The sequence below is a fragment of the Halorussus litoreus genome (assembly GCF_003382685.1).
GTDB classification, from domain to species: domain Archaea; phylum Halobacteriota; class Halobacteria; order Halobacteriales; family Haladaptataceae; genus Halorussus; species Halorussus litoreus.
The window spans coordinates 68,588-87,089 of sequence record NZ_KZ859509.1 but is presented as its reverse complement, the minus strand read 5'-3'; the positions used below and the strand labels follow the sequence as shown (position 1 = coordinate 87,089).

Below are 18,502 nucleotides of genomic sequence, written 5' to 3'. Positions count from 1 at the left end.
CGAACGCGCGTCTTACTTTCTGTGGTGAACACCGTGAAAAACTGGTTCGCCACGAGCGACCAAGGACGGGTCGAAGACCTCGTGCGCGAGATGATACGCGATCCCGATGCACCGCTCGAAGGGTACGGCGGGAGCCGGGACAACGTGCGACTCACCAGTGTCGAAGATGCAAAGAGATACATCGAGGAGTACGGTGGCAACCTGCCGTGGGGGCTTCGAGACTGACCCTCTGACATGACACACTCGACACCCACCGCGACGCGGACGCCCCACGAACGTTTTTAAGCGCGCGGTCGGTACTCCACCCCGAATGGAGTTGGAGGCGATACCCGGCGTCGGCTCGAAGACGGCGGCCGCACTCTCGGAACTCGACGACCCCGAAGCCGCGCTGACCGAGGGCGACGTGGCCGAGATCGCCAGCGCGCCGGGCATCACCGAGGGCCGGGCCGCCGCCATCGCGCGGGGTGCCGTCCGGGAGCGCCACGACGACTCCGGCGGCTTCCTCGCGACCGACCGCGCCGAGGAGATATACGACGACGCGCTCGACCTGCTGAAGGCGCGGACGGTCACCGGCTACGGCGCGAAGCGACTCGAGACCCTCTATCCCAGTGGGGCCCGATCGCGCATCGAGGAGGTCCGCGAGTTCGCCGCGAGCGCGATGGAGCGCGACCCTGACCCGGCGGTGCTCGACGCGCTCGCCGACGTGGAACCGCTGGCCGAGCCGCGGAACGTCACGGTCCGGGACCGGTGTCTGGCGACCGCGGACGCCGAGCGGTACAGCGAGGCCCAGCAGGCCATCCCGGAGTTGAGCGTCGAGGTGGTCGAGGACGCCCGAGACCTCGCGGACCTCGCGCGCGGCTACTCCACCGTCGTCGCGCTCGACGAGGAGTTCGCGGGCGTGGCCGTCGAGGGCGACGTGCAGGTCGAACCGGACGCGCTGGAGCGGCCGGCCGAGATCGTCCCCGAGCGCGTGCTGGCGTTCTACGCCGCGAACCGCGACTGCCTGCGGGCCGCCGCCGAGGTCCACCGCGCCGCGGGCATCGACCCGCCGCTCGACCTCGCCGACCTCGACGCGGCGCTGGAGCGGGTGGACTCGGACGGGACGGTCGTGGGCGACGACGAACTCGACCGGCTCTCGCGGGCCATCGACGACCTGGACGCCGCGGTGTCGACCGCCGAGAGCGTGGCCAACGACCGGCTCCGCGAGGCCATCGAGGAGCGCGACGTGACCATCGAGGGGTCGGACCTGCTGACGCTGGTCGAGCAGGGCGCGGGCGTCGACTCACTCCTGTCGCGGGAGCTGAGCGACGAGCACGCCGCGGCCATCGCGCTGGCGCGCGAGGAACTGATCGACTCGCTCGATCTCGATCCGGGTGAAGCCGAGGTCTCTCGCCGGGCGTTTCCCGAGGAACCGACGTTCCCGGTCGAACGCGACGAGGACGTGGTCTCGCGGCTCCGGGAGGACCTCGTCGCGGCGAAGGACCGCCGGGCCGCCAGCCGGAAGCGCGAACTCGCCGCGGACCTCGCGGAGAGCCGCGACGAGGCCGAGCGACTGGTCCGGACCGCGCTGGAACTCGACGTCGAGCTTGCTATCGCGCGATTCGCCGACGACTTCGACTGCGTACTGCCCGAGTTCGAAGAAGAGGGTTTCTCCATCGAGGGCGGGCGCTCGCCACTGCTCGACGTGGACTTCGGAGCGGTCGAGCCGGTCGACTACTCGGTGTCGGGCGTCGCGCTCCTTTCGGGGGTCAACAGCGGCGGGAAGACCTCGACCCTCGATCTGGTCGCGCTCGTGACGATTCTGGCCCACATGGGCCTGCCGGTGCCCGGCGAGTCGGTCCGACTGGAGCGATTCTCGGAGCTCCACTATCAGGCCAAGACGCAGGGCACCCTCGACGCCGGCGCGTTCGAGGCCACGCTCCGGGAGTTCGCGGGGCTGGCGACCGGGGGCGAATCGAGCGGCGCGAATGGGTCGGCAAAAGCCGGGCGAGCCGACGGCGGGTCGGGCGCGGGCCGGCTCGTCCTCGTCGACGAACTGGAGAGCATCACCGAGCCCGGCGCGAGCGCCAAGATCATCGCGGGCATCCTCGAAGAGCTTCGCGACGGCGACGTGACGGGCGTGTTCGTCTCCCACCTCGCGGCCGAGATTCGGGAGATGGCCGACTACGACGTGCCGGTCGACGGCATCGAGGCGACGGGACTGGAGGGCGGGAAGTTGGTCGTGAACCGCTCGCCGGTGAAGGACCACCTCGCGCGCTCGACGCCGGAGCTCATCGTGGAGAAGCTGGCCGGGGACTCGGAGGCTGAGCATCGGGGCGAATTCTACGACCGATTGCTGGAGAAGTTCTGAGAACCGTCGTTCTGTCTCGTGATTTCGTCTCGTGAGGTCGTAACTGCACACGATATACTTCCAACATCCCGGCGCGCGCGAGCAACGCGTGCGAGGGACGAGTGAACGAGCGCAGCGAGTGAACGAGGAGGCTGGGGAGGATGAGGTTGCGGTGACTCCTCGGTCGAGGCAGTAGCTAGCGTCGGCCCGTTTTCGATTTTTATTGTGAGTTCTTCGGAGCTGGCTGTTGCTTGCGCCTCGGCGTGACCGCACCGCCACCGAACCGCGACAGCACCGTAGTTCAGTTGCGCACGCCGGGTCCGACTGACCGCAAACATGCCATCGTCCCGAAGAAGTCCGTCGCCTGATACTGATTAACTCGAATCCCTGTACTGAACGTCAACGACGCCTGAACGTCCGCGCTGGAACTCTCTGCGCTCTAATAATTTCGTCCGCCGAAAGGTTAAGTAGCTGGGACAGCGAGGTGAAAGTGATGGCAGACGACCCCGAAGAGGGGATGCTCTCGTGGGACGAGTCCGTGTTCCGGGACGAGCACGTCTTCGAGATCGACTACGTTCCCGAGACGTTCGCCCATCGAGAGAGCCAACTGCGGAGCCTGAAGTACGCGCTCCGGCCCGCGGCCCGCGGTTCGCGGCCTCTCAACGTCATCGCTCGCGGCCCGCCCGGCACCGGAAAGACCACCGCGGTCCAGAAGGTGTTCGGCGAACTCGGCGCACAGACCGACGTGCGCACCGTCCGGGTCAACTGTCAGGTCGATTCGACCCGCTACTCGGTGTTCTCGCGGGTGTTCGAGGGCATCTTCGAGTACGAGCCCCCGTCGTCGGGCATCTCGTTCAAGAAGCTGTTCCGTCAGATCACCGAGAAGCTGGTCGACGAGGAGGAGGTGCTCGTGGTCGCGCTCGACGACGTGAACTACCTGTTCTACGAGGGCGAGGCTTCGGACACGCTCTACTCACTGTTGCGCGCTCACGAGGCCCACAGCGGCGCGAAGATCGGCGTCGTCGTCGTCTCCTCGGACCTGAACCTCGACGTCATCGAGGACCTCGACGGCCGGGTCCAGAGCGTCTTCCGCCCGGAGGAGGTGTACTTCCCGGTCTACGACAACGAGGAGATCGTCGACATCCTGCAGGAGCGCATCGACCGCGGGTTCCACGAGGGGGTCATCTCCACCGACGTGCTCGACGAGGTGGCCGAACTCACCGCCGAGAGCGGCGACCTCCGGGTCGGCATCGACCTGCTCCGGCGCGCCGGACTCAACGCCGAGATGCGCGCCAGCCGGACCGTCAGCGTCGAGGACGTCGAAGAGGCCTACGAGAAGTCCAAGTACGTCCACCTCAGCCACAGCCTGCAGGCGCTCTCGGACAGCGAGATCGAGCTGCTGGAGGTCATCGCCGAGCACGACGGCGAGCGCGCCGGCGACGTGTACGATGCGTTCCACGACCGGACCGGACTGGGCTACACCCGCTACTCGGAGATCATCAACAAGCTCGACCAGCTCGACATCATCGACGCGACGTACACCAACGTCGAGGGTCGCGGGCGCTCTCGACAGCTCTCGCTGCGCTACGAACCCGACGCGGTGCTGAACCGGCTGGAAGACGAGTAAACCGCTCTCGACTTCGCCCGTCTGCTGTTCTCAGACCTCCTTCAGGCGCGCTGACGCAGGACCTCGACCAGCTCCGCGAGCGTGCCGCTGGTCGCGAAGTCCGAGACCAGCGTCTCGCCGCCCTCCGAGATCTCGGCGAACGAGAGTTCGAACCGGGCGTTCCGGACCGCCTCGGCGGTGTTCGACGTGGTCACGCCCGACTCCTCGGCGGCCGACTCGACGGCCGAGACCGAGAGGTCGTCGTCGCCCGCCAGTTGACGCACCTCCGACGCGAACTCGAGGTGAGCGTCGGGAATTGTCTCCGGCGGGGAGACGGTCATCGCCATCTCGCTGAACTCGAGGACTCGCTCGGAGACGGTAATCTCACCGCCGGGCGAACTCACCGCGAGCGCCGCACCCTCGCGTTCCATCGTCACGTCCTCGGCGACGAACTCGGCCTCACCGCGCTGGATGCTCAACTGGCTCCACTCCGAGGGGCCGAGCGCGGCGACGCCCTCAATCGTCGCCCCTTCGCTGGCCAGTTCGCGGGTGCCGTCGGGGACGACCGAGCCCGCGGTTCCGGTCGCTTCGATCCGGTCGGCGACGAGCCCACCGTCGGTCTCGACCGACTCTACGACGACCTGGACCGGGGCGTCCGAGTCGACGTCGGCCTCGGCGAGCGCGGTCAGGAGCGGTGACGGCGACTGCGTCTCGTATGCCTCCACCATCGCCGAGCGAACGGTGGCGTAGGTGTCCGCGGAGACGTCCCCCGCGGCCATGCTCGCGCTCGCTATCGACAGCGCCCCCGTCTCGCTCTCCATCGTCCAGTCGCTGACCTCGAACTGCATCGTGCTCTCCTCGTAGGTCAGCGCGGCCTCGCCGATGGTGTTGGTCACCCCGCCGATGCTCACGGACGCGTCTTCCAACCGTAGCGGGTCGGTATCCTGTGCTGCCGTCCCGGCCGCTGCACTCCCGATACTCCCCAGCGAGAACGTTGCGGTCGCGACCATCGCAGTGAACTGCCGGCGTTTCATGTTTCTCACGCCGGAGATTACTCCGGCACCCGCGTTAAATCGGAGATACCGTTCGAACCGTTCAGCCGGTATAAGCCGCGTTTTCCGGACGAAAAGCGACTCGACTCGTCGCGGGGTTCCTCGACAGACTGGGCTGCATTTCGACCGGAAACGGACCGACTCGACCCCGCGTGCGGGCGATAATTCTGCGTTACGGTCGCGGCGTCGGCGTTAGGCGTTCCGTACGCGGTTCGATCCTTCGCGAGAAGGAGACGGAGGAGGTGGAGAAGACGGAGGAGGTGGAGAAGACGGAGGAGGTGGAGGAGACGGAGGAGAAGGCGACGAACACTCGAACCGCCTCGTAGCCCGACACGCTTACCACTCGCGGCCCGGAACTACTCGACGTGATGAACGTGACCGTCGAGGTCGTCGGCGAGGGGAGCCACGACCTCGAAGTCGAGGACGCGACCTACGCCGACCTGCTCGCCGAGGTGGACCTCAGCCCGCACGAGGTCTCGGTGATGGTGGACGGTCGCCCCGTGCCGGAGGACCAGCCGGTCGAGGCCGACCACGTCAAAGTCCTACGGCTCATCAAAGGCGGAAGGGACGGGCGGCGGACGGACATGGCGGACCCCGACGAGGTCGGGGCCGGCCCGATACCTGCGGACCCCTCCGAAACTGACCAACCGACTGAGCTTGACAGCGAGCGCGGAGCCGACCGCCAGCGCGGGGCCGACCGCCGCCGCCGAGGGCTCGGCGTGTCCCAGCTCGACTTCGAACTCCCCAACGCCGGTACCGGCCCGGACCCGCTCTCGCTGTCGGCGCTCGCCGACGACGCCGACACCGACGTCGTCGTTCTGCTGTTCCAGCGCGACCACCGCTGTCGGGGCTGCCGGGAGCAGGTCCAGACGGTCGCCGACCGCTACAGCGAGTTCCGCGCTCGCGACGCGGTGGTCGTCTCCGTCCTCCCCGAGTCGAAAGCGATGGCAGAGACGTGGCAGAAGAAGTTCCACCTGCCGTTCCCGCTGGTCGCCGACGAGGAGAAGACGGTCGCCGCGGCGTACGGCCAACCCACGCGCTGGGGCAAACTCGGCCGGGTCAGCGACCTGCTCGGTCGGCTGCCTCAGACGGCGATTCTGGACGCCCGCGGCGGCGACAGCCGACTGTTCGCGGTCCACCGCGGCGACGGTGCCGACGACTGGCCGTCGGTCGAGAACGTGCTCGCGATGGTCGACCGACTGCTCGCCGACGAGGGATGACCCGGGACCGCGAAGCGGCGGGCGTCACCGTCTGCGAAGCGACGCCCGACGACCGTCTCGACGTGCGCCGCGTGCTCGACGCCGCGATGCTCGACGTACGCGAGGACCTCCGGGAGCGACTCGCGGCCGGGGACGTGCTGACCGCCAACGGGGAAACAGGCAGTGTTCTCGGCGCGCTCGTGCTCGTCCCCCGCGACCGGGACTGTGATAGCGACGACGACCGGGACCGCAATAGCAATGACGGGGACCGCAACAGCACCGACGGGGACCGCAACCGCGACCACGACCGCGATGGCGTCGACGTGCGCGCCGACGCGCACGTCGACGCCATCGCGGTCCGTCACGCCCGACGCGGACGGGGCATCGGCTCTGCGCTGGTCCGAACCGCCGCCGAGCGCCACGACCGGCTGACCGCCGAGTTCGACCCCGGCGTGCGACCGTTCTACGAGTCGCTGGGGTTCGAGATCGAAGCGGTCGAGGGACGGAACGACCGACTTCGAGGCTGCTACCGGTCTCATTCGGCGTAGCTGGGCCGAGCGGCGAAGCCGAAGTGTGAACGCCGAAGCCAAAGCGTAATCCCCTCGCGTACGAACGCGCGAGCATGAACGAGACGCACCGGCGACGCCTCGCGGCGGTCTGGGTTGCGTTCGCGGGCGTGATGGCGTACGTCACGGTCGCCGACGGGATTACGGCCGACGTGGGCGACGTGCTGGGACTGCTGACGGTCGCGCTCGGACTGGGGCTGGCGTACGTCTACTACGCGAAGCCGAACGGGATGCTCGATTTCGGCCGTTCAGAATAGACGTTTACTCTGGAATATGAAATATGAAGTCCTTTATGTTCTCTCCCCTTCCGTTCGGATAAATTGTGAGCGATGACGAACAATTGACGGCGGATTCCTCTTTATATTCCCTCCGTCTGACTCACGAAAAACTGAACGAAACCCTCACGGGACAGATGGAGGAAGCAGAACACATCGACAAGAAAGCGATGTCGCTCCTCCGTGCGTCTTTTACGTTTTCTGGAGTTGCTGCTGCAATCGCCTACTACATCTCTCGGGAAAATAACGACGTGGCTCTCGGGACAGTCGATAATCCGCTTACCTATGCTGGGCTCCTGTTCGGTGTTCTGAGCATTTTAGCAGCTTTTGCGACAATCTATCATACGAAACTCGAAACCGAGATTGCCGTCGACGATATCACCAAACAGGCAACGTTCGGACGAAAAGACATGCTAGCGGCTTTCGTTCAAACGTACCCTCAGTACATCGCCCGTAATGACAGAAGATTGAATAAAGATAAGGCGTTCCTGTCTATTTCTCAGGCGTTGTTAGCTGCATCTGTCGTTTCTGTCATTGCTAGTGGTTTGGCATATATTAACAACCGTTCCTTCGATTTCCATGCGATGATCGTAGCCTCGTTTATTGCTGGTTGTACGGTCGGCGTTCTCGCTTGTCTCGCGGTCATTGTCCTCAAGTCGTGAGCATGCAGACAGACCGCTTAATCTCTCGTCGGCGTCATCCGAACATATAAATGAGATACTCCCTTACCTAGACGTATGACCGAGGCCGAACGTCATCGGGAAGATATCAAAGATTCCGAAGGCCGCGTCCGAACCAACCGTCCGGACTGGTCGGCCCTGCTATCACGCGTGTTCAACCGATAATCTGTAGTCCTTTCTTCTGTTTCCGGTCGGTACCGTAGCTCACCTGTATTTTCTAAGGTTGCGTAGCATCAGCAACGAAGCGTGGCTCGACCACTGGTTTTGGGCGGTGAAACTCAGACCAGCGGCTCCACCAAGTCTCGCCCCGCATCGAGCAGCGCCGCGACGCGCTCTTCGCTCGCGGCCTCGGCGTACACCCGCATCTTCGGCTCGGTGCCGCTCGGGCGCACGAGGAGCCACGAGCCGTCTTCGAGCAGGATCTTGAACCCGTCGGTGTCGTTGACACGGTCCACGCGCTCGCCCGCCACCTGCTCGGGAAGCTCGGCTTCGAGGTCGGCCAGCACGCGCTCTTTCTCGTCGTCCGGACAGTCGACGCTCACCTTGTCCTGATGGATCTCGCCGAACTCGTCGAGCAGGGCGTCGACCCGGTCGTCGAACGAGCGCTCGCTCTCGACTGCACCGGCGAGCAGCGCCATCAGCACGCCGTCCTTCTCGCGGTTGTGGCCCCGTATCGAGAAGCCGCCGGACTCCTCGCCACCGATGAGGGCGTCGTGTTCGCCCATCGCCTCGGCGACCCACTTGTAGCCGACCGCGGTCTCGACGACCTCCTCGCCGTGGGCCTCCGCGACGCGGTCGACGAGGAACGTGGTCGAGACGGTCCGGACCGCGGGCCCGGCGTCGTCTTCGAGCAGGTAGTCGTACGTCGCCGCGAAGAAGAGGTTCTCGTCCAGGAACCCGCGCTCTGGCGTGACCAGCGCGATGCGGTCGGCGTCGCCGTCGTTGGCGATCCCGAGGTCGGCGTCGCCCTCACGGACCGCCTCGACCAGTCCTTGCAGGTTCTCCGCGCTCGGCTCGGGGTTGGTGCCGCCGAACTCGGCGTCCTGCTCGCACCGCAGGCGCTCGACTTCGGCTCCGGCGCGTTCGAGGAGCTCGTCGGTGAACCCCCGTCCCGAGCCGTGCATCGCGTCGCAGACGACGCGGAGGCCGTCGAGGTCCGAGCCGTCGGAGTCCTCGGCGTCGAGGTCGAGGAGGTCGAACAGGTGTTCGGCGTACGGTTCGAGCAGGTCCTCCTCGCGGATGCTCCCCTGCTCGTCTTCCGGGAGCGCGCGCGGCTCCGCGATGCGGGCCATGATCTCGTCGGTGACCTCCGGCAGGGCGGGCGCGGCGTCGTGGGGGAAGAACTTCACGCCGTTGTAGTTCGGCGGGTTGTGGCTGGCCGACACGACGAGTGCCCCGGCCAAGTCGCGGTCGGCGACCGTCCAGACCGCCAGCGGCGTGGGGCAGTCGCGGGGCGGAATCAGCGCGTCGAAGCCGTTGGCGGCCAGCACGCGGCAGAGTTCCTCGGCGAACCCGCGCGAGGTCTCGCGGGCGTCGTAGCCCACCGCGACCGTCCTTCCGCCGGATCCGCTGTCCGGCGACGCTCGCGAACTATCAGTTCGCTCGCCCCCGTCGCGGTCCTCGACCTCCCGGAGGTAGTCGGCGACCGCCTGTCCGACCATCCGGACGCGGGGTGCGGTGAACTCGTCCAGCGTCGCTCGCCAGCCGTCGGTTCCGAACGAGATCGGCGTTTCCATGGGGTGACTCTCTGTCGCTGTCCCGAAAAAACCACCGTGTGGTACGGTGGCAGTCGGCGGAGCGGCCGCCAGTGGCTTACGTCGTTCGTCCAGTACGATAGTTTCCAGCGACTACACCACGCACTCGACGAACGCACGTCAGCCGAGGAGGAAACCTAGACAGTGCCTACCGTTGTATTGATTCGAATTAGTGATACTCGAAGTCACGGCCTGAACCGAAACCCACTACACACAACGATTGGTACACTCTAATCTATGCTAGCTCCGCCGTCCCCGAGTATGATTTCGGCAGTTCTAGTACAACTGGGTGAGGTTAGCGTCACAAGCGGCTACGGACTGGTGGTGTTTTTTCTGATTGGCCTCTTCGGAGGTGCACACTGTATTGGAATGTGCGGCCCGCTCGTTGCAACCTACGCCGAGCGCATGGAAACCAGAGACCGATGGTCGGGCGCACTCACCTTCTACGAAGTCCGTCAGCACGCGCTGTTCAACCTCGGCCGGACGATGAGTTACGCCCTCATCGGATGCGTCTTCGGGACTGCCGGCGCGCTGCTCTACGGGACGATCGGGCTCGCCGGGCTACTCAAGCCAGTGCAGGGTGCCGTCGGCATATGTGTCGGTGCGGCAATTCTTATCATGGGGTTCACCCGGGTAGCCGGCTACCAACAAGGCGCTGTTGAAGGTATTATAGCTGGTAGTGGCATTGGATCCATATTCGCGCGAACCTATACAGTCATCTCGACGCGGATCGACCGCTGGGTCAACGGCATCGGCATCGTCGGCCTCGGCGCGCTTCATGGGTTGTTGCCGTGTATGCTTCTCTATCCCGCATTCCTATACGCGTTCGCTCAGGGATCACCCGTCTATGGCCTCCTCTCGCTCGGCGCGCTCGGGTTGGGGACGATCCCCAGCGTGTTTCTCTACGGAACCGTGATCCAGTCAGTGAGTGCCCGCCAGCGACAGGTGGTCCACTATGGACTCGGCGTGTTGTTCATTGGACTCGGATACGTCCTGTTAGCGATGGGACTCATGCGGTTTGGCGTCATGCTCCCGTTGCCTGACATCCCCTACTATCAGCCAATCGCCGAATCGGAGGCGATTGCGTAGTATGTCCACCTGCACACTCTGTGACCTCCCCGTCGAAGATCCGATTATTGGCGAGGCCATCGACGGCGAGTTCTGCTGTCGGGGCTGTCTAGAGGTCGCACGCCTAGTCGACGACGGTGAGGATACCGACCTCTCGATTGCGGCCGTCCGCGACCGCGTCGCGGCCGAGGATTCCCAACCCGATGTTCCCGAGGATGCCGAAACGGCCTACCTCTCGATCGACGGAATGCACTGCCAGACTTGCGAAGGATTCATCGAACTCCTTGCCGAGGAAGAGGAGGGCGTTCACGAGGCGCGTGCGAGCTACGCGACTGAAATGGCGCAGGTGGTGTACGATCCTGACCACATCGATCGCAACGAGATCGCTGGGGCACTAAGTCGACTGGGCTATCAAGCCCACGGTCCCGACGAAGAAAACGACTCGTTGCGCTCGCGTGTCGAGTTCGGCAAATACCGTGCGGTACTCGCGGCGGTACTGATGATGCCCGTATTGATTCTCTACGTGCTGTTCATCTATCCGGTGTATCTCGGCATCTATCCCGAGAGCTTTCTCTACGGGAGTACTGTCGAAGCGATGGTATTCGGGCCGTTAGCGGTCTGGAGTACGCTCATCCTTATCGGGCTTGGCTACCCGATCTTCCGCGGGGCCTACGTGAGCCTGAAAGTCGGGCGCCCGAACATGGACGTGTTGATCGCCATTGCGGTGCTCGCAGCGTATCTTTACTCGCTGGCGACCTATCTCACGGGCGGACGCGACCCGTACTTCGACGTCGCAGTGATGGTGCTCGCGATCGTCACTATCGGCAACCATCTCGAGTCACGGGTCAAACAAGCTGCGCTCGGCAATCGCGCTGACCTCACTGATTCACGCGTCGATGAGGCTCGCCGACTCGACGCTGACAGCGAGGCCACCGAAACCATCGAGATTGCAGAGTGTGAGCCCGGCGACCGGCTGTTGGTCAAACCTGGCGAACGGATCCCGGTCGACGGCCAGATCGTCGACGGGACGGCCGCGATCGACGAGGCACTCATCACGGGTGAATCTCTCCCGCAGCGAAAATCCATTGGGGACGACGTACTCGGCGGGTCGATCCTCACTGACAATGCGGTCGTCGTCGAGGTTGGGCCGGATACGACCAGCACGATGGATCGCCTCGTCGAACTCCTCTGGAACGTCAAGAGTTCTGCGACGGGCGTCCAGCAACTCGTCAACCAGTTTGCGGTGCTGTTCGTCCCGCTCGTGCTTGGACTCGCCGCGCTGACTGCCACTGGCTGGTTCGTCCTTGGAAACGACCCGAGAACAGCTATAATGGCCGGTGTCTCCGTGTTAGTGGTCTCGTGTCCGTGCTCGCTCGGAATCGCTACTCCGCTTGCCCTCGCGGCGGCCACCCGCGATGCCACCGACAATCGGATGCTCGTTCTCAACGAGACCGTGCTCGAACGGATCGACGATTCCTCGGTCGTCGTGTTCGACAAGACTGGGACGCTCACCACAGGGGCGATGGAGCTTGTGGACGTCGTTGGCGACGATGCCGACGAAGTGCTTGCGATGGCGGCCGCCGTCGAACGCCGGTCAAGCCACCCCATCGCCGCTGCGATCGACGATGCCGCCCCGCCGACCACACGCTCGGTGTCGAGCTTCGAGCGTGCCGACCGTACCGTGTCGGCGCTCGTCGACGATACCCGTGTGGTTATCGGCCATCCGGACTCCTTCGATGCTGACGAGTGGACGGTTCCGGCCGAGATCGAGGCAGCCGTCACGGACGCCTACGAGTCGGGCACTCATCCTACGGCGGTTGCCTGGGAAGGCGCCGTCCAAGGGATCATCACGGTCCGAGATACGCCGCGGAAGAACTGGGAACACGTAGTTTCCGAGCTCGCGGACGCGAACCGGGACATCGTCGTGCTGACTGGCGACGACGAGCGGATGACCGAGACGTTTGCGAACCATCCAGCGATCGATCACGTATTCGCAGGCGTGCGCCCCGAGTCGAAGGAAATGATTATCCAGGGACTCCGCGAGCGCGGGACGACGACAATGATTGGCGATGGCACGAACGACGCACCCGCACTTGCGAGCGCGGACCTCGGGATCGCGGTTTCAAGCGGCACCGATCTCGCGATTGAGGCGGCCGACGCGGTCGTGCTGGACGACCGTCTGGACGCCGTTCCAGAGATCTTCGAGTTGGCGAGTGAAACTCGAGGCCGAATCAAACAGAATCTCGTCTGGGCGGCGGGCTACAACGCAATCGCGCTTCCATTGGCAATGGCCGGCGTGATCACGCCGCTGATCGCCGCCGTTATGATGGCGATCAGTAGTCTCATCGTCGTATTTAACTCGAAGCGTCGACTCCTGCCGACGAACGGAAGCCATTCAGTTGCGTCCGACTCTAGCGAACGCACTGAGTAGCTCGTCTCTCCAGCACACTCGGACTGTACGCTCGAATACACGCATCGTCGTACCACTCCTGCTACGTTTCTACTACAGTCTACTAATCCACGGGAAGCCTCGGGGGCTTGACCCCGAGGCGGTAACCTAGACAGTGCCGTCCGACGGGAACTATCTACCATCTCAGTTCTTCTTCCGATTTCGCAGTGTACTGTTGGGACTGGTAAACTCTGCTGTAATCTCCTCACATCGTTTTCGGCTGAAGTCGCGATTTGCTGGTGGTCGATTTTATCCCCGCGCTGAGGCCCCTGACCGCTCAATTCAGAATTTTTACAGAAGCCGAATTCCGGAAACTGTTATGCCTTTCAGTACACTACGTCGAACCAATGAACGACACGCCAATCGTCGTCGCGCTCTCGGGGAGCATGCGAGACGCGAGCTACACCCGGATCGCGCTCGGGCACGCACTCGACGCCGCGGCCGCGCGCGGCGCCGAGACCGAACTGCTCGACGTGCGCGAATACGACTTGCCGGTCTTCGACCCAGACGAGGACGAACCGCCGGCCGCGACCGAACTCAAGCGCAAGATCCGCGAAGCCGACGTGGTCCTCTGGGGGAGTCCGGTCTACCACGGCTCGTACTCGGCGGCGTTCCGGAACGTCCACGACTACGCCGGCTTCGACGAGTACGAGGACACCACGGTCGGCCTGCTGGCGAGCGCGGGCGGCGGGAGCTTCGCGAGCACGCTCGACCACATGCGCATCACCGCCCGCGGAGTCCACGCGTGGGTGTTGCCCCATCAGGTCGGCATCCGGAACGCCCGGGACAAGATCGAGAACGGCGAGATCGTCGACGACGACATCGGCGAGCGCGTCCGGAAACTGGGCGAGCAGGCCGTGAAGTACGCCTTCATCGACCCCGAGGTGAGCGCGCCCGACGCCGGCGTGGACCGACAGGAAAGCGAGGCCGACGCGGACGACTGACCCGTGAGTTACTCGTCCGAAGACTCGACCGTTCTCGTCACCGGCGCGACCAGCGGGATCGGACGCGAAGCCGCCGTGCGACTCGCCGAGCGTGGCGCGACGGTCCTATTCACCGGCCGGGACCGCGAGGCCGCCGAGGCGGTGCTGTCGGCGGTTCGGAGTGCCCATCCCGAATCGGCGGGCGTCTTCTACCGCGTCGACTTCGCGGACCTCGACGCGGTCCGAGAACTGGCTCGCACGGTTCGCGCGGACCACGACCGCCTCGACGCGCTCGTGAACAACGCCGGCACCTCCCGGAGCGAGCGAGCGACGACCGAGACGAGCGCCGACCGAACGACCGAAGCGGAGGTCGAACTCACCTTCGCGGTCAACCACCTCGCGCCGTTCCTCCTCACGAACCTGCTCGTCCCGCTCCTCCGCGAGACTGCGAACAACCGACCGGAGAGCGCACCTGCCCGGGTCGTCACCACGACGAGCGGCCTCCACGAGCGCGGCTCGCTGTCGGACCTCGACGCGGTCGTTCGTGGAACGGGGGCTGGCGGGGACGCGACCTTCGACGGACTGGACGCGTACGCCGACTCGAAGCTGGCGAACGTCCTGTTCACGGTCGAACTCGCCGACCGGCTCGCGGGGTCGGGCGTCACCGCGAACTGCGTCCATCCGGGCTGGATTCCACAGACCGGGCTCGTCCGGAACGCGACGGGGTTCTCGCGGCTGTTCACCGGCGCGGCGGCGCTCGTCGCCAGCGTCGCACCCGTCGGCCCCTTCGAATCGGTCGAGGGAGCCGCCGACGCGCTCGTCTACCTGGCGAGGGACCCCGAGGTAGCCGACGTCTCGGGCGCGTACTTCGACCGTCGCGAGCGAGCGACCCCCGCTCCGGAGGCGGCCGACGAGCAACTGCGGACCCGACTCTGGAATCGGAGCGCGGAACTCGTCGGACTTCCGGCGTCGGTCCCCGAGACGGACCCGCTATCTTGAGTAAATGGAAACCGGAGTCCGTTGATCGAGTTCAACCTTACTTCATACGAGTAAACGATACTCTCACAGCGTTTAATCGTATATCTCGATTAAACGGGATCTGATCTGTCTTTACTGGCTCCGTCTCGGATTGCGCTGAGTAAACGATACCCCGAATACTTTTACTCGTAGCCTCCCCATTGCCACTGATGAAAGATGGATACCTGATCGATGAATCGACGCCGGGCAAATACCTCTCGGCAGATTCTGGGGCCGATCTTCCTGCAGCGAAGTTCTATCTTCCAGATGGGCTACCCCCCGATATCGAACTATCGAAGGATGTAATCGAAGCTCACGGTCGAGCGATGCATTCTCTCGGCCGTCTCGATGGATTCTGGAGTGAAATCGACGATCCGGACACTGCATTCGGCTTGTTCGTCTATAAAGAAGCCGAACAGTCGTCACAGGTGGAAGGAACGCAAGTGACTGTTTCGGACATGTACCGTGAGGGAACTGATTCGAAAGACGTTCGTGAGGCGCGGAACTACGCATCGGCACTTCGTGAAGCAACGACGCGGTTAGTCCAGAGTGGCCGTTCGCGCGAAAATCTCTCTCTCGACCTTCTCAAATCACTACACGAATCGCTGATGGAGTCGGGTCGAACCGACGACGAAGATCCACGCCCCGGCGAGTTCAGGCAACAGTACGTTTGGATCGAAGAGGACGCGGAACGTGTCGGGCAACAAGTTCGATTCGTTCCACCGAAGCCAGAGATAGCAATTCGAAGAATGGACAACCTCGAACAGTATATGCAGTCCGAAGGCAAATATCCGGATCTTGTCGATATTGGAATCCTTCATTATCAGGTTGAGACGGTCCATCCGTTCGTAGATGGGAACGGTCGAGTTGGTCGATTATTAGTCGTCCTTTCGTTGATATCGTGTGACATTCTCGTTCATCCACTCTTTTATCTCAGTTCGTACATCCGTCGCAACCGTGACGAGTACACGAATCTATTACTCGCGGTCAGCGAGGACGGAGCGTGGAATGCGTGGTTGGAGTTCTTCTTAAAAGGTATCAAAGAACAAGCAGATGAAGCCTTTAGCCGTGCGAAACTCCTGCTCCAACTCCGAGAGCAGTATCAGGAGGAGTACCGGGACGCACCACCCTCTGTTCGGAAACTCGTCGAGGCGATTTTCACCGAACCCCTTTTCACCGTCAGCAAAGCAGCCGAACATATCGATATGTCGTATCCTGCCACCAACAATGCTATCGACCGACTGGTGACAGACGACGTGCTACGAGAGACGACCGGCTACGACCAGTATCGAGAGTTCCAAGCAGACGAGGTACTCGACGTTCTCAATCGACCGGCTGAACAGATTCCTGACCCCGGGGATCTCATCTCCAACACAGCAACAGGAGAAACTATGGGAGACTGAGCGCGATTGAAGCCGAACTCGTCTTTCTCGCCTGATGTATTCAATTCTCGTCGCTCTCGACCAGCCGCTCCTTCTCTGCACGCGACAACTGTTTGATCTCGTACTCGCGGGACATCGCGGCCGACTTCGAGTCGAACCGCTCGCGATGCACGAGTTCGACCGGCGTCCGACCGCGGGTGTACTTTGCGCCCTCGCCCCGGTCGTGTTCGCGGACGCGCCGCTCGACGTCGGTCGTGTAGCCGGTGTAAAAACTGTCGTCGGCGCACTCGATGACGTACGCCCAGTGGACCGTCACGCCTTACAGGCTTCGCGTGGTGGTTCTTGTACGTTTTGCTCCCGCGTCGTCGCGGGCTATACTCCAGCCTCTCTGGCGCGTTCGCGCGCGACTTCCGCGATTCCGGCGTTCGCCGAGCACGACGGACACGCTCGCAGGCGGCCGTTCTCGTCGGCGAACACCCGTGCGAATCGCTCCGAGACGTGCGCGCTGCAGTGGTCACACTTTGGCATTGGCTGTCATCTGGCGGGGCGTCCCGCCAGTGCCAAAATCTTTGTTCTGCAACACCAAAAATCCTTCTCAGAACGGAGCTTCAGTTCCACATTCGCAAAGCCAGTTTTCGGAAATCGCCGGTGCCGCGATTTCCATCGCCATTCCTTCGTCGTCTATTCCTGCACCGAGGATCCCATTCGTCGGTAACTCCGGTGTCCAACGCGAAGCCCGCACGTGCTCGTGGCCCTACCGGCATTCGCCGAATCGCGTTCACCACTACTCACTCGTATTTATAAGTTTCGGCCACCGGCGGAGATGACGGGTAACCGACCGACATGGGGCCGCTCGTCCGGCGATTTGAGAAACTTTATTAGGGGTGGCAGGAAAGAGGGAATCGTATGGCAGACCTCATCGTCAAAGCCGCTGTGAAGGACGCACTGGACGACAAGAACGTCGCGTCGGACTTCTACGACGCCCTCGACGACCGCGTCGAAGAACTCCTCGACGAGGCTGGCCGACGTGCCGAGGCCAACGACCGGAAGACCGTCCAGCCGCGCGACCTCTGAATTCGGGAGACCACACCTTTCCTTTTATGGCGCAACACGACGTAGCCGCGGGCTCGTCCTCTCTCGGAACGTGATCGGTGACGAGGCGGACGATCTTGTCGAGGCGGATGGCCTTGTCGAGGCAAATGACCTTGTTGAGGCGGATAAACGGGGAGAGAACGGAGTTCGGTGAACGCTAGCTACTGCTTGCCTCGCCGTGAGCGCACAGTACCGCAACTGCGACTGCACCGCGACCGCACAGCACCGCGGGTCTCACACCTCCCCCGCCGCCCTCGCACGCGTTACTCGCGCGCGCCCCCGAAACGGAGAAAATTGCGTCAGAATCGCGCCGTCAGAACGTCAGCACGTCCACGCCGTCGTCACCCCCGACGTGGATCTCGTCGGCCATTCCGACGAACAGGCCGTGCGCGACGACGCCCGGCGTCCCCGCGAGGTCGGCCGCAAGTTCCGCAGGGGCCGGAATCGTGCCGAACTCGCAGTCGAGCACGAGGTTCCCGTTGTCCGTGACCACGGGGCCGTCCTTTCGCTCGGCGGCCCGGAGTGTCGGCGACCCGCCGAGGGCCCGCACGGCGTCGGCGGCCGTGGTCCGGGCGTCGGGCAGCACCTCGACCGGAATCGGGTGGTCGAGTTGGTCGGCGGCCTTGCTCGGGTCCGCGACCACGAGCAGTCGGTTCGCGGCGGCGTCGACTATCTTCTCGCGCGCGTGGGCCGCCCCGCCGCCCTTCACGAGATGCGGGCCCGAGAACTGGTCGGCCCCGTCGATCGCGAGATCGACCGTCTCGACCTCGTCGAGGGTGGTGAGCGGGACGCCGACCTCCGTGGCGAGTTCGCGCGACTCGTAGGAGGTCGGGACCCCGTGCACGTCGAGGCCTGCGTCGACCTGCCGACCGATGGCTCGGATGGCGTGGGCCGCGGTCGACCCCGTGCCGAGGCCGACGACCGCGCCGTCCTCGACCGCCTCGGCTGCGCTCTCGCCCGCCGCTCGCTTCGCCGCGTCGCTTCCGCCGGACGTCTTCATGGCGTGCCCTGCGTGCCCCGGGGCCAAAAGGTTGGGCGGGTCGTCGAAAGGGGTGGGGTCGAGGTCGACCTCGCTGGGATTCCAGAACGGACGCCAAGGTTTTGGCGCTC

General features: G+C 64.1%; 19 protein-coding genes and 1 pseudogene. 15 read left to right on the top strand and 5 right to left on the bottom strand.

Annotated features, from left to right (window positions below; genetic code table 11):
• Positions 1–24 precede the first annotated feature (24 nt).
• From DPQ64_RS04505 to DPQ64_RS04495, 3 genes are all read left to right on the top strand, one after another.
• Positions 25–225 (top strand): hypothetical protein, encoded by a 201-nt coding sequence (locus tag DPQ64_RS04505; protein WP_157971582.1) that lies wholly within the window; start codon positions 25–27, stop codon positions 223–225.
• 85 nt (positions 226–310) lie between these two features.
• Positions 311–2,350 (top strand): P-loop NTPase family protein, encoded by a 2,040-nt coding sequence (locus DPQ64_RS04500; RefSeq protein WP_115863163.1) that lies wholly within the window; start codon positions 311–313, stop codon positions 2,348–2,350.
• 472 nt (positions 2,351–2,822) lie between these two features.
• Positions 2,823–3,956 (top strand): ORC1-type DNA replication protein, encoded by a 1,134-nt coding sequence (locus tag DPQ64_RS04495; protein WP_115863162.1) that lies wholly within the window; start codon positions 2,823–2,825, stop codon positions 3,954–3,956.
• Between the two features lie 41 nt (positions 3,957–3,997).
• On the opposite strand, the gene DPQ64_RS04490 is transcribed toward DPQ64_RS04495, so the two are convergent.
• Complete coding sequence (locus tag DPQ64_RS04490) at positions 3,998–4,969, bottom strand: hypothetical protein (RefSeq protein ID WP_115863161.1); 972 nt, start codon at positions 4,967–4,969, stop codon at positions 3,998–4,000.
• Between the two features lie 170 nt (positions 4,970–5,139).
• Here DPQ64_RS04490 and DPQ64_RS18565 point away from each other — a divergent pair, with 170 nt between their 5' ends.
• The 6 genes and pseudogenes from DPQ64_RS18565 to DPQ64_RS04465 all read left to right on the top strand — a co-directional run bounded on the left by DPQ64_RS18565 (position 5,140) and on the right by DPQ64_RS04465 (position 7,689).
• Positions 5,140–5,313 carry a hypothetical protein gene (locus DPQ64_RS18565; RefSeq protein WP_157971581.1) on the top strand — a complete coding sequence of 58 codons (174 nt, stop codon included), beginning with the start codon at positions 5,140–5,142 and terminating at the stop codon, positions 5,311–5,313.
• Between the two features lie 42 nt (positions 5,314–5,355).
• A pseudogene (gene samp2, locus DPQ64_RS04485) lies at positions 5,356–5,550 on the top strand (ubiquitin-like small modifier protein SAMP2); the annotation flags it as partial.
• Positions 5,551–5,571: 21 nt separating this feature from the next.
• On the top strand, positions 5,572–6,207 hold the full coding sequence (locus DPQ64_RS04480) for a peroxiredoxin family protein (protein ID WP_115863196.1): 636 nt from the start codon (positions 5,572–5,574) through the stop codon (positions 6,205–6,207).
• A complete protein-coding gene (locus DPQ64_RS19860) occupies positions 6,204–6,734 on the top strand; it encodes a GNAT family N-acetyltransferase (protein WP_368275982.1) in 531 nt (176 codons plus the stop codon). Before DPQ64_RS04480 ends, DPQ64_RS19860 begins: the two co-directional genes overlap by 4 nt.
• A 74-nt stretch (positions 6,735–6,808) precedes the next feature.
• Entirely contained in the window at positions 6,809–7,009 is a 201-nt protein-coding gene (locus DPQ64_RS04470; protein ID WP_115863160.1) for a hypothetical protein, read from the top strand.
• A gap of 65 nt (positions 7,010–7,074) precedes the next feature.
• A complete protein-coding gene (locus DPQ64_RS04465; RefSeq protein WP_115863159.1) occupies positions 7,075–7,689 on the top strand; it encodes a hypothetical protein in 615 nt (204 codons plus the stop codon).
• 296 nt (positions 7,690–7,985) lie between these two features.
• Here DPQ64_RS04465 and DPQ64_RS04460 read toward each other — a convergent pair whose 3' ends face one another.
• Complete coding sequence (locus tag DPQ64_RS04460) at positions 7,986–9,443, bottom strand: phosphoglucomutase/phosphomannomutase family protein (protein ID WP_115863158.1); 1,458 nt, start codon at positions 9,441–9,443, stop codon at positions 7,986–7,988.
• A 279-nt stretch (positions 9,444–9,722) separates the two neighbouring features.
• On the opposite strand from DPQ64_RS04460, the gene DPQ64_RS04455 reads away from it, so the two are divergent.
• The 5 genes from DPQ64_RS04455 to DPQ64_RS04435 all read left to right on the top strand — a co-directional run bounded on the left by DPQ64_RS04455 (position 9,723) and on the right by DPQ64_RS04435 (position 16,321).
• Positions 9,723–10,550 carry a sulfite exporter TauE/SafE family protein gene (locus tag DPQ64_RS04455; RefSeq protein WP_394338828.1) on the top strand — a complete coding sequence of 276 codons (828 nt, stop codon included), beginning with the start codon at positions 9,723–9,725 and terminating at the stop codon, positions 10,548–10,550.
• 1 nt (position 10,551) lies between these two features.
• A complete protein-coding gene (locus DPQ64_RS04450; RefSeq protein ID WP_115863156.1) occupies positions 10,552–12,960 on the top strand; it encodes a heavy metal translocating P-type ATPase in 2,409 nt (802 codons plus the stop codon).
• Between the two features lie 365 nt (positions 12,961–13,325).
• Positions 13,326–13,922, top strand: a complete 597-nt coding sequence (locus DPQ64_RS04445; protein WP_115863155.1) for an NADPH-dependent FMN reductase — start codon at positions 13,326–13,328, stop codon at positions 13,920–13,922.
• 3 nt (positions 13,923–13,925) lie between these two features.
• Positions 13,926–14,900 (top strand): SDR family NAD(P)-dependent oxidoreductase, encoded by a 975-nt coding sequence (locus tag DPQ64_RS04440; RefSeq protein WP_115863154.1) that lies wholly within the window; start codon positions 13,926–13,928, stop codon positions 14,898–14,900.
• Between the two features lie 188 nt (positions 14,901–15,088).
• Positions 15,089–16,321 (top strand): Fic family protein, encoded by a 1,233-nt coding sequence (locus tag DPQ64_RS04435; protein ID WP_115863153.1) that lies wholly within the window; start codon positions 15,089–15,091, stop codon positions 16,319–16,321.
• 40 nt (positions 16,322–16,361) lie between these two features.
• Here DPQ64_RS04435 and DPQ64_RS04430 read toward each other — a convergent pair whose 3' ends face one another.
• Positions 16,362–16,616 (bottom strand): GIY-YIG nuclease family protein, encoded by a 255-nt coding sequence (locus DPQ64_RS04430; RefSeq protein WP_115863152.1) that lies wholly within the window; start codon positions 16,614–16,616, stop codon positions 16,362–16,364.
• Positions 16,617–16,672: 56 nt separating this feature from the next.
• Positions 16,673–16,828 carry a DUF7563 family protein gene (locus DPQ64_RS20005; protein WP_449272259.1) on the bottom strand — a complete coding sequence of 52 codons (156 nt, stop codon included), beginning with the start codon at positions 16,826–16,828 and terminating at the stop codon, positions 16,673–16,675.
• Between the two features lie 378 nt (positions 16,829–17,206).
• Between DPQ64_RS20005 and DPQ64_RS04425 the strand changes: the two genes are divergently transcribed.
• On the top strand, positions 17,207–17,374 hold the full coding sequence (locus tag DPQ64_RS04425) for a DUF1931 family protein (protein ID WP_115863151.1): 168 nt from the start codon (positions 17,207–17,209) through the stop codon (positions 17,372–17,374).
• A gap of 331 nt (positions 17,375–17,705) precedes the next feature.
• Here the strand turns inward: DPQ64_RS04425 and rpiA are convergent, their stop codons facing one another.
• Entirely contained in the window at positions 17,706–18,392 is a 687-nt protein-coding gene (rpiA, locus tag DPQ64_RS04420) for a ribose-5-phosphate isomerase RpiA (protein ID WP_115863150.1), read from the bottom strand.
• Positions 18,393–18,502: the final 110 nt, after the last annotated feature.

What these genes read in the sequence shown, in the direction of transcription:
- DPQ64_RS04500 (WP_115863163.1), top strand. Translation starts at nt 311, where the DNA reads ATGGAGTTGGAGGCGATACCCGGCGTCGGCTCGAAGACGGCGGCCGCA.
- DPQ64_RS04495 (WP_115863162.1), top strand. Translation starts at nt 2,823, where the DNA reads ATGGCAGACGACCCCGAAGAGGGGATGCTCTCGTGGGACGAGTCCGTG.
- DPQ64_RS04490 (WP_115863161.1), bottom strand. Translation starts at nt 4,969, where the DNA reads ATGAAACGCCGGCAGTTCACTGCGATGGTCGCGACCGCAACGTTCTCG.
- DPQ64_RS04480 (WP_115863196.1), top strand. Translation starts at nt 5,572, where the DNA reads ATGGCGGACCCCGACGAGGTCGGGGCCGGCCCGATACCTGCGGACCCC.
- DPQ64_RS19860 (WP_368275982.1), top strand. Translation starts at nt 6,204, where the DNA reads ATGACCCGGGACCGCGAAGCGGCGGGCGTCACCGTCTGCGAAGCGACG.
- DPQ64_RS04470 (WP_115863160.1), top strand. Translation starts at nt 6,809, where the DNA reads ATGAACGAGACGCACCGGCGACGCCTCGCGGCGGTCTGGGTTGCGTTC.
- DPQ64_RS04460 (WP_115863158.1), bottom strand. Translation starts at nt 9,443, where the DNA reads ATGGAAACGCCGATCTCGTTCGGAACCGACGGCTGGCGAGCGACGCTG.
- DPQ64_RS04455 (WP_394338828.1), top strand. Translation starts at nt 9,723, where the DNA reads ATGATTTCGGCAGTTCTAGTACAACTGGGTGAGGTTAGCGTCACAAGC.
- DPQ64_RS04450 (WP_115863156.1), top strand. Translation starts at nt 10,552, where the DNA reads ATGTCCACCTGCACACTCTGTGACCTCCCCGTCGAAGATCCGATTATT.
- DPQ64_RS04445 (WP_115863155.1), top strand. Translation starts at nt 13,326, where the DNA reads ATGAACGACACGCCAATCGTCGTCGCGCTCTCGGGGAGCATGCGAGAC.
- DPQ64_RS04435 (WP_115863153.1), top strand. Translation starts at nt 15,089, where the DNA reads ATGAAAGATGGATACCTGATCGATGAATCGACGCCGGGCAAATACCTC.
- DPQ64_RS20005 (WP_449272259.1), bottom strand. Translation starts at nt 16,828, where the DNA reads ATGCCAAAGTGTGACCACTGCAGCGCGCACGTCTCGGAGCGATTCGCA.
- DPQ64_RS04425 (WP_115863151.1), top strand. Translation starts at nt 17,207, where the DNA reads ATGGCAGACCTCATCGTCAAAGCCGCTGTGAAGGACGCACTGGACGAC.
- rpiA (WP_115863150.1), bottom strand. Translation starts at nt 18,392, where the DNA reads ATGAAGACGTCCGGCGGAAGCGACGCGGCGAAGCGAGCGGCGGGCGAG.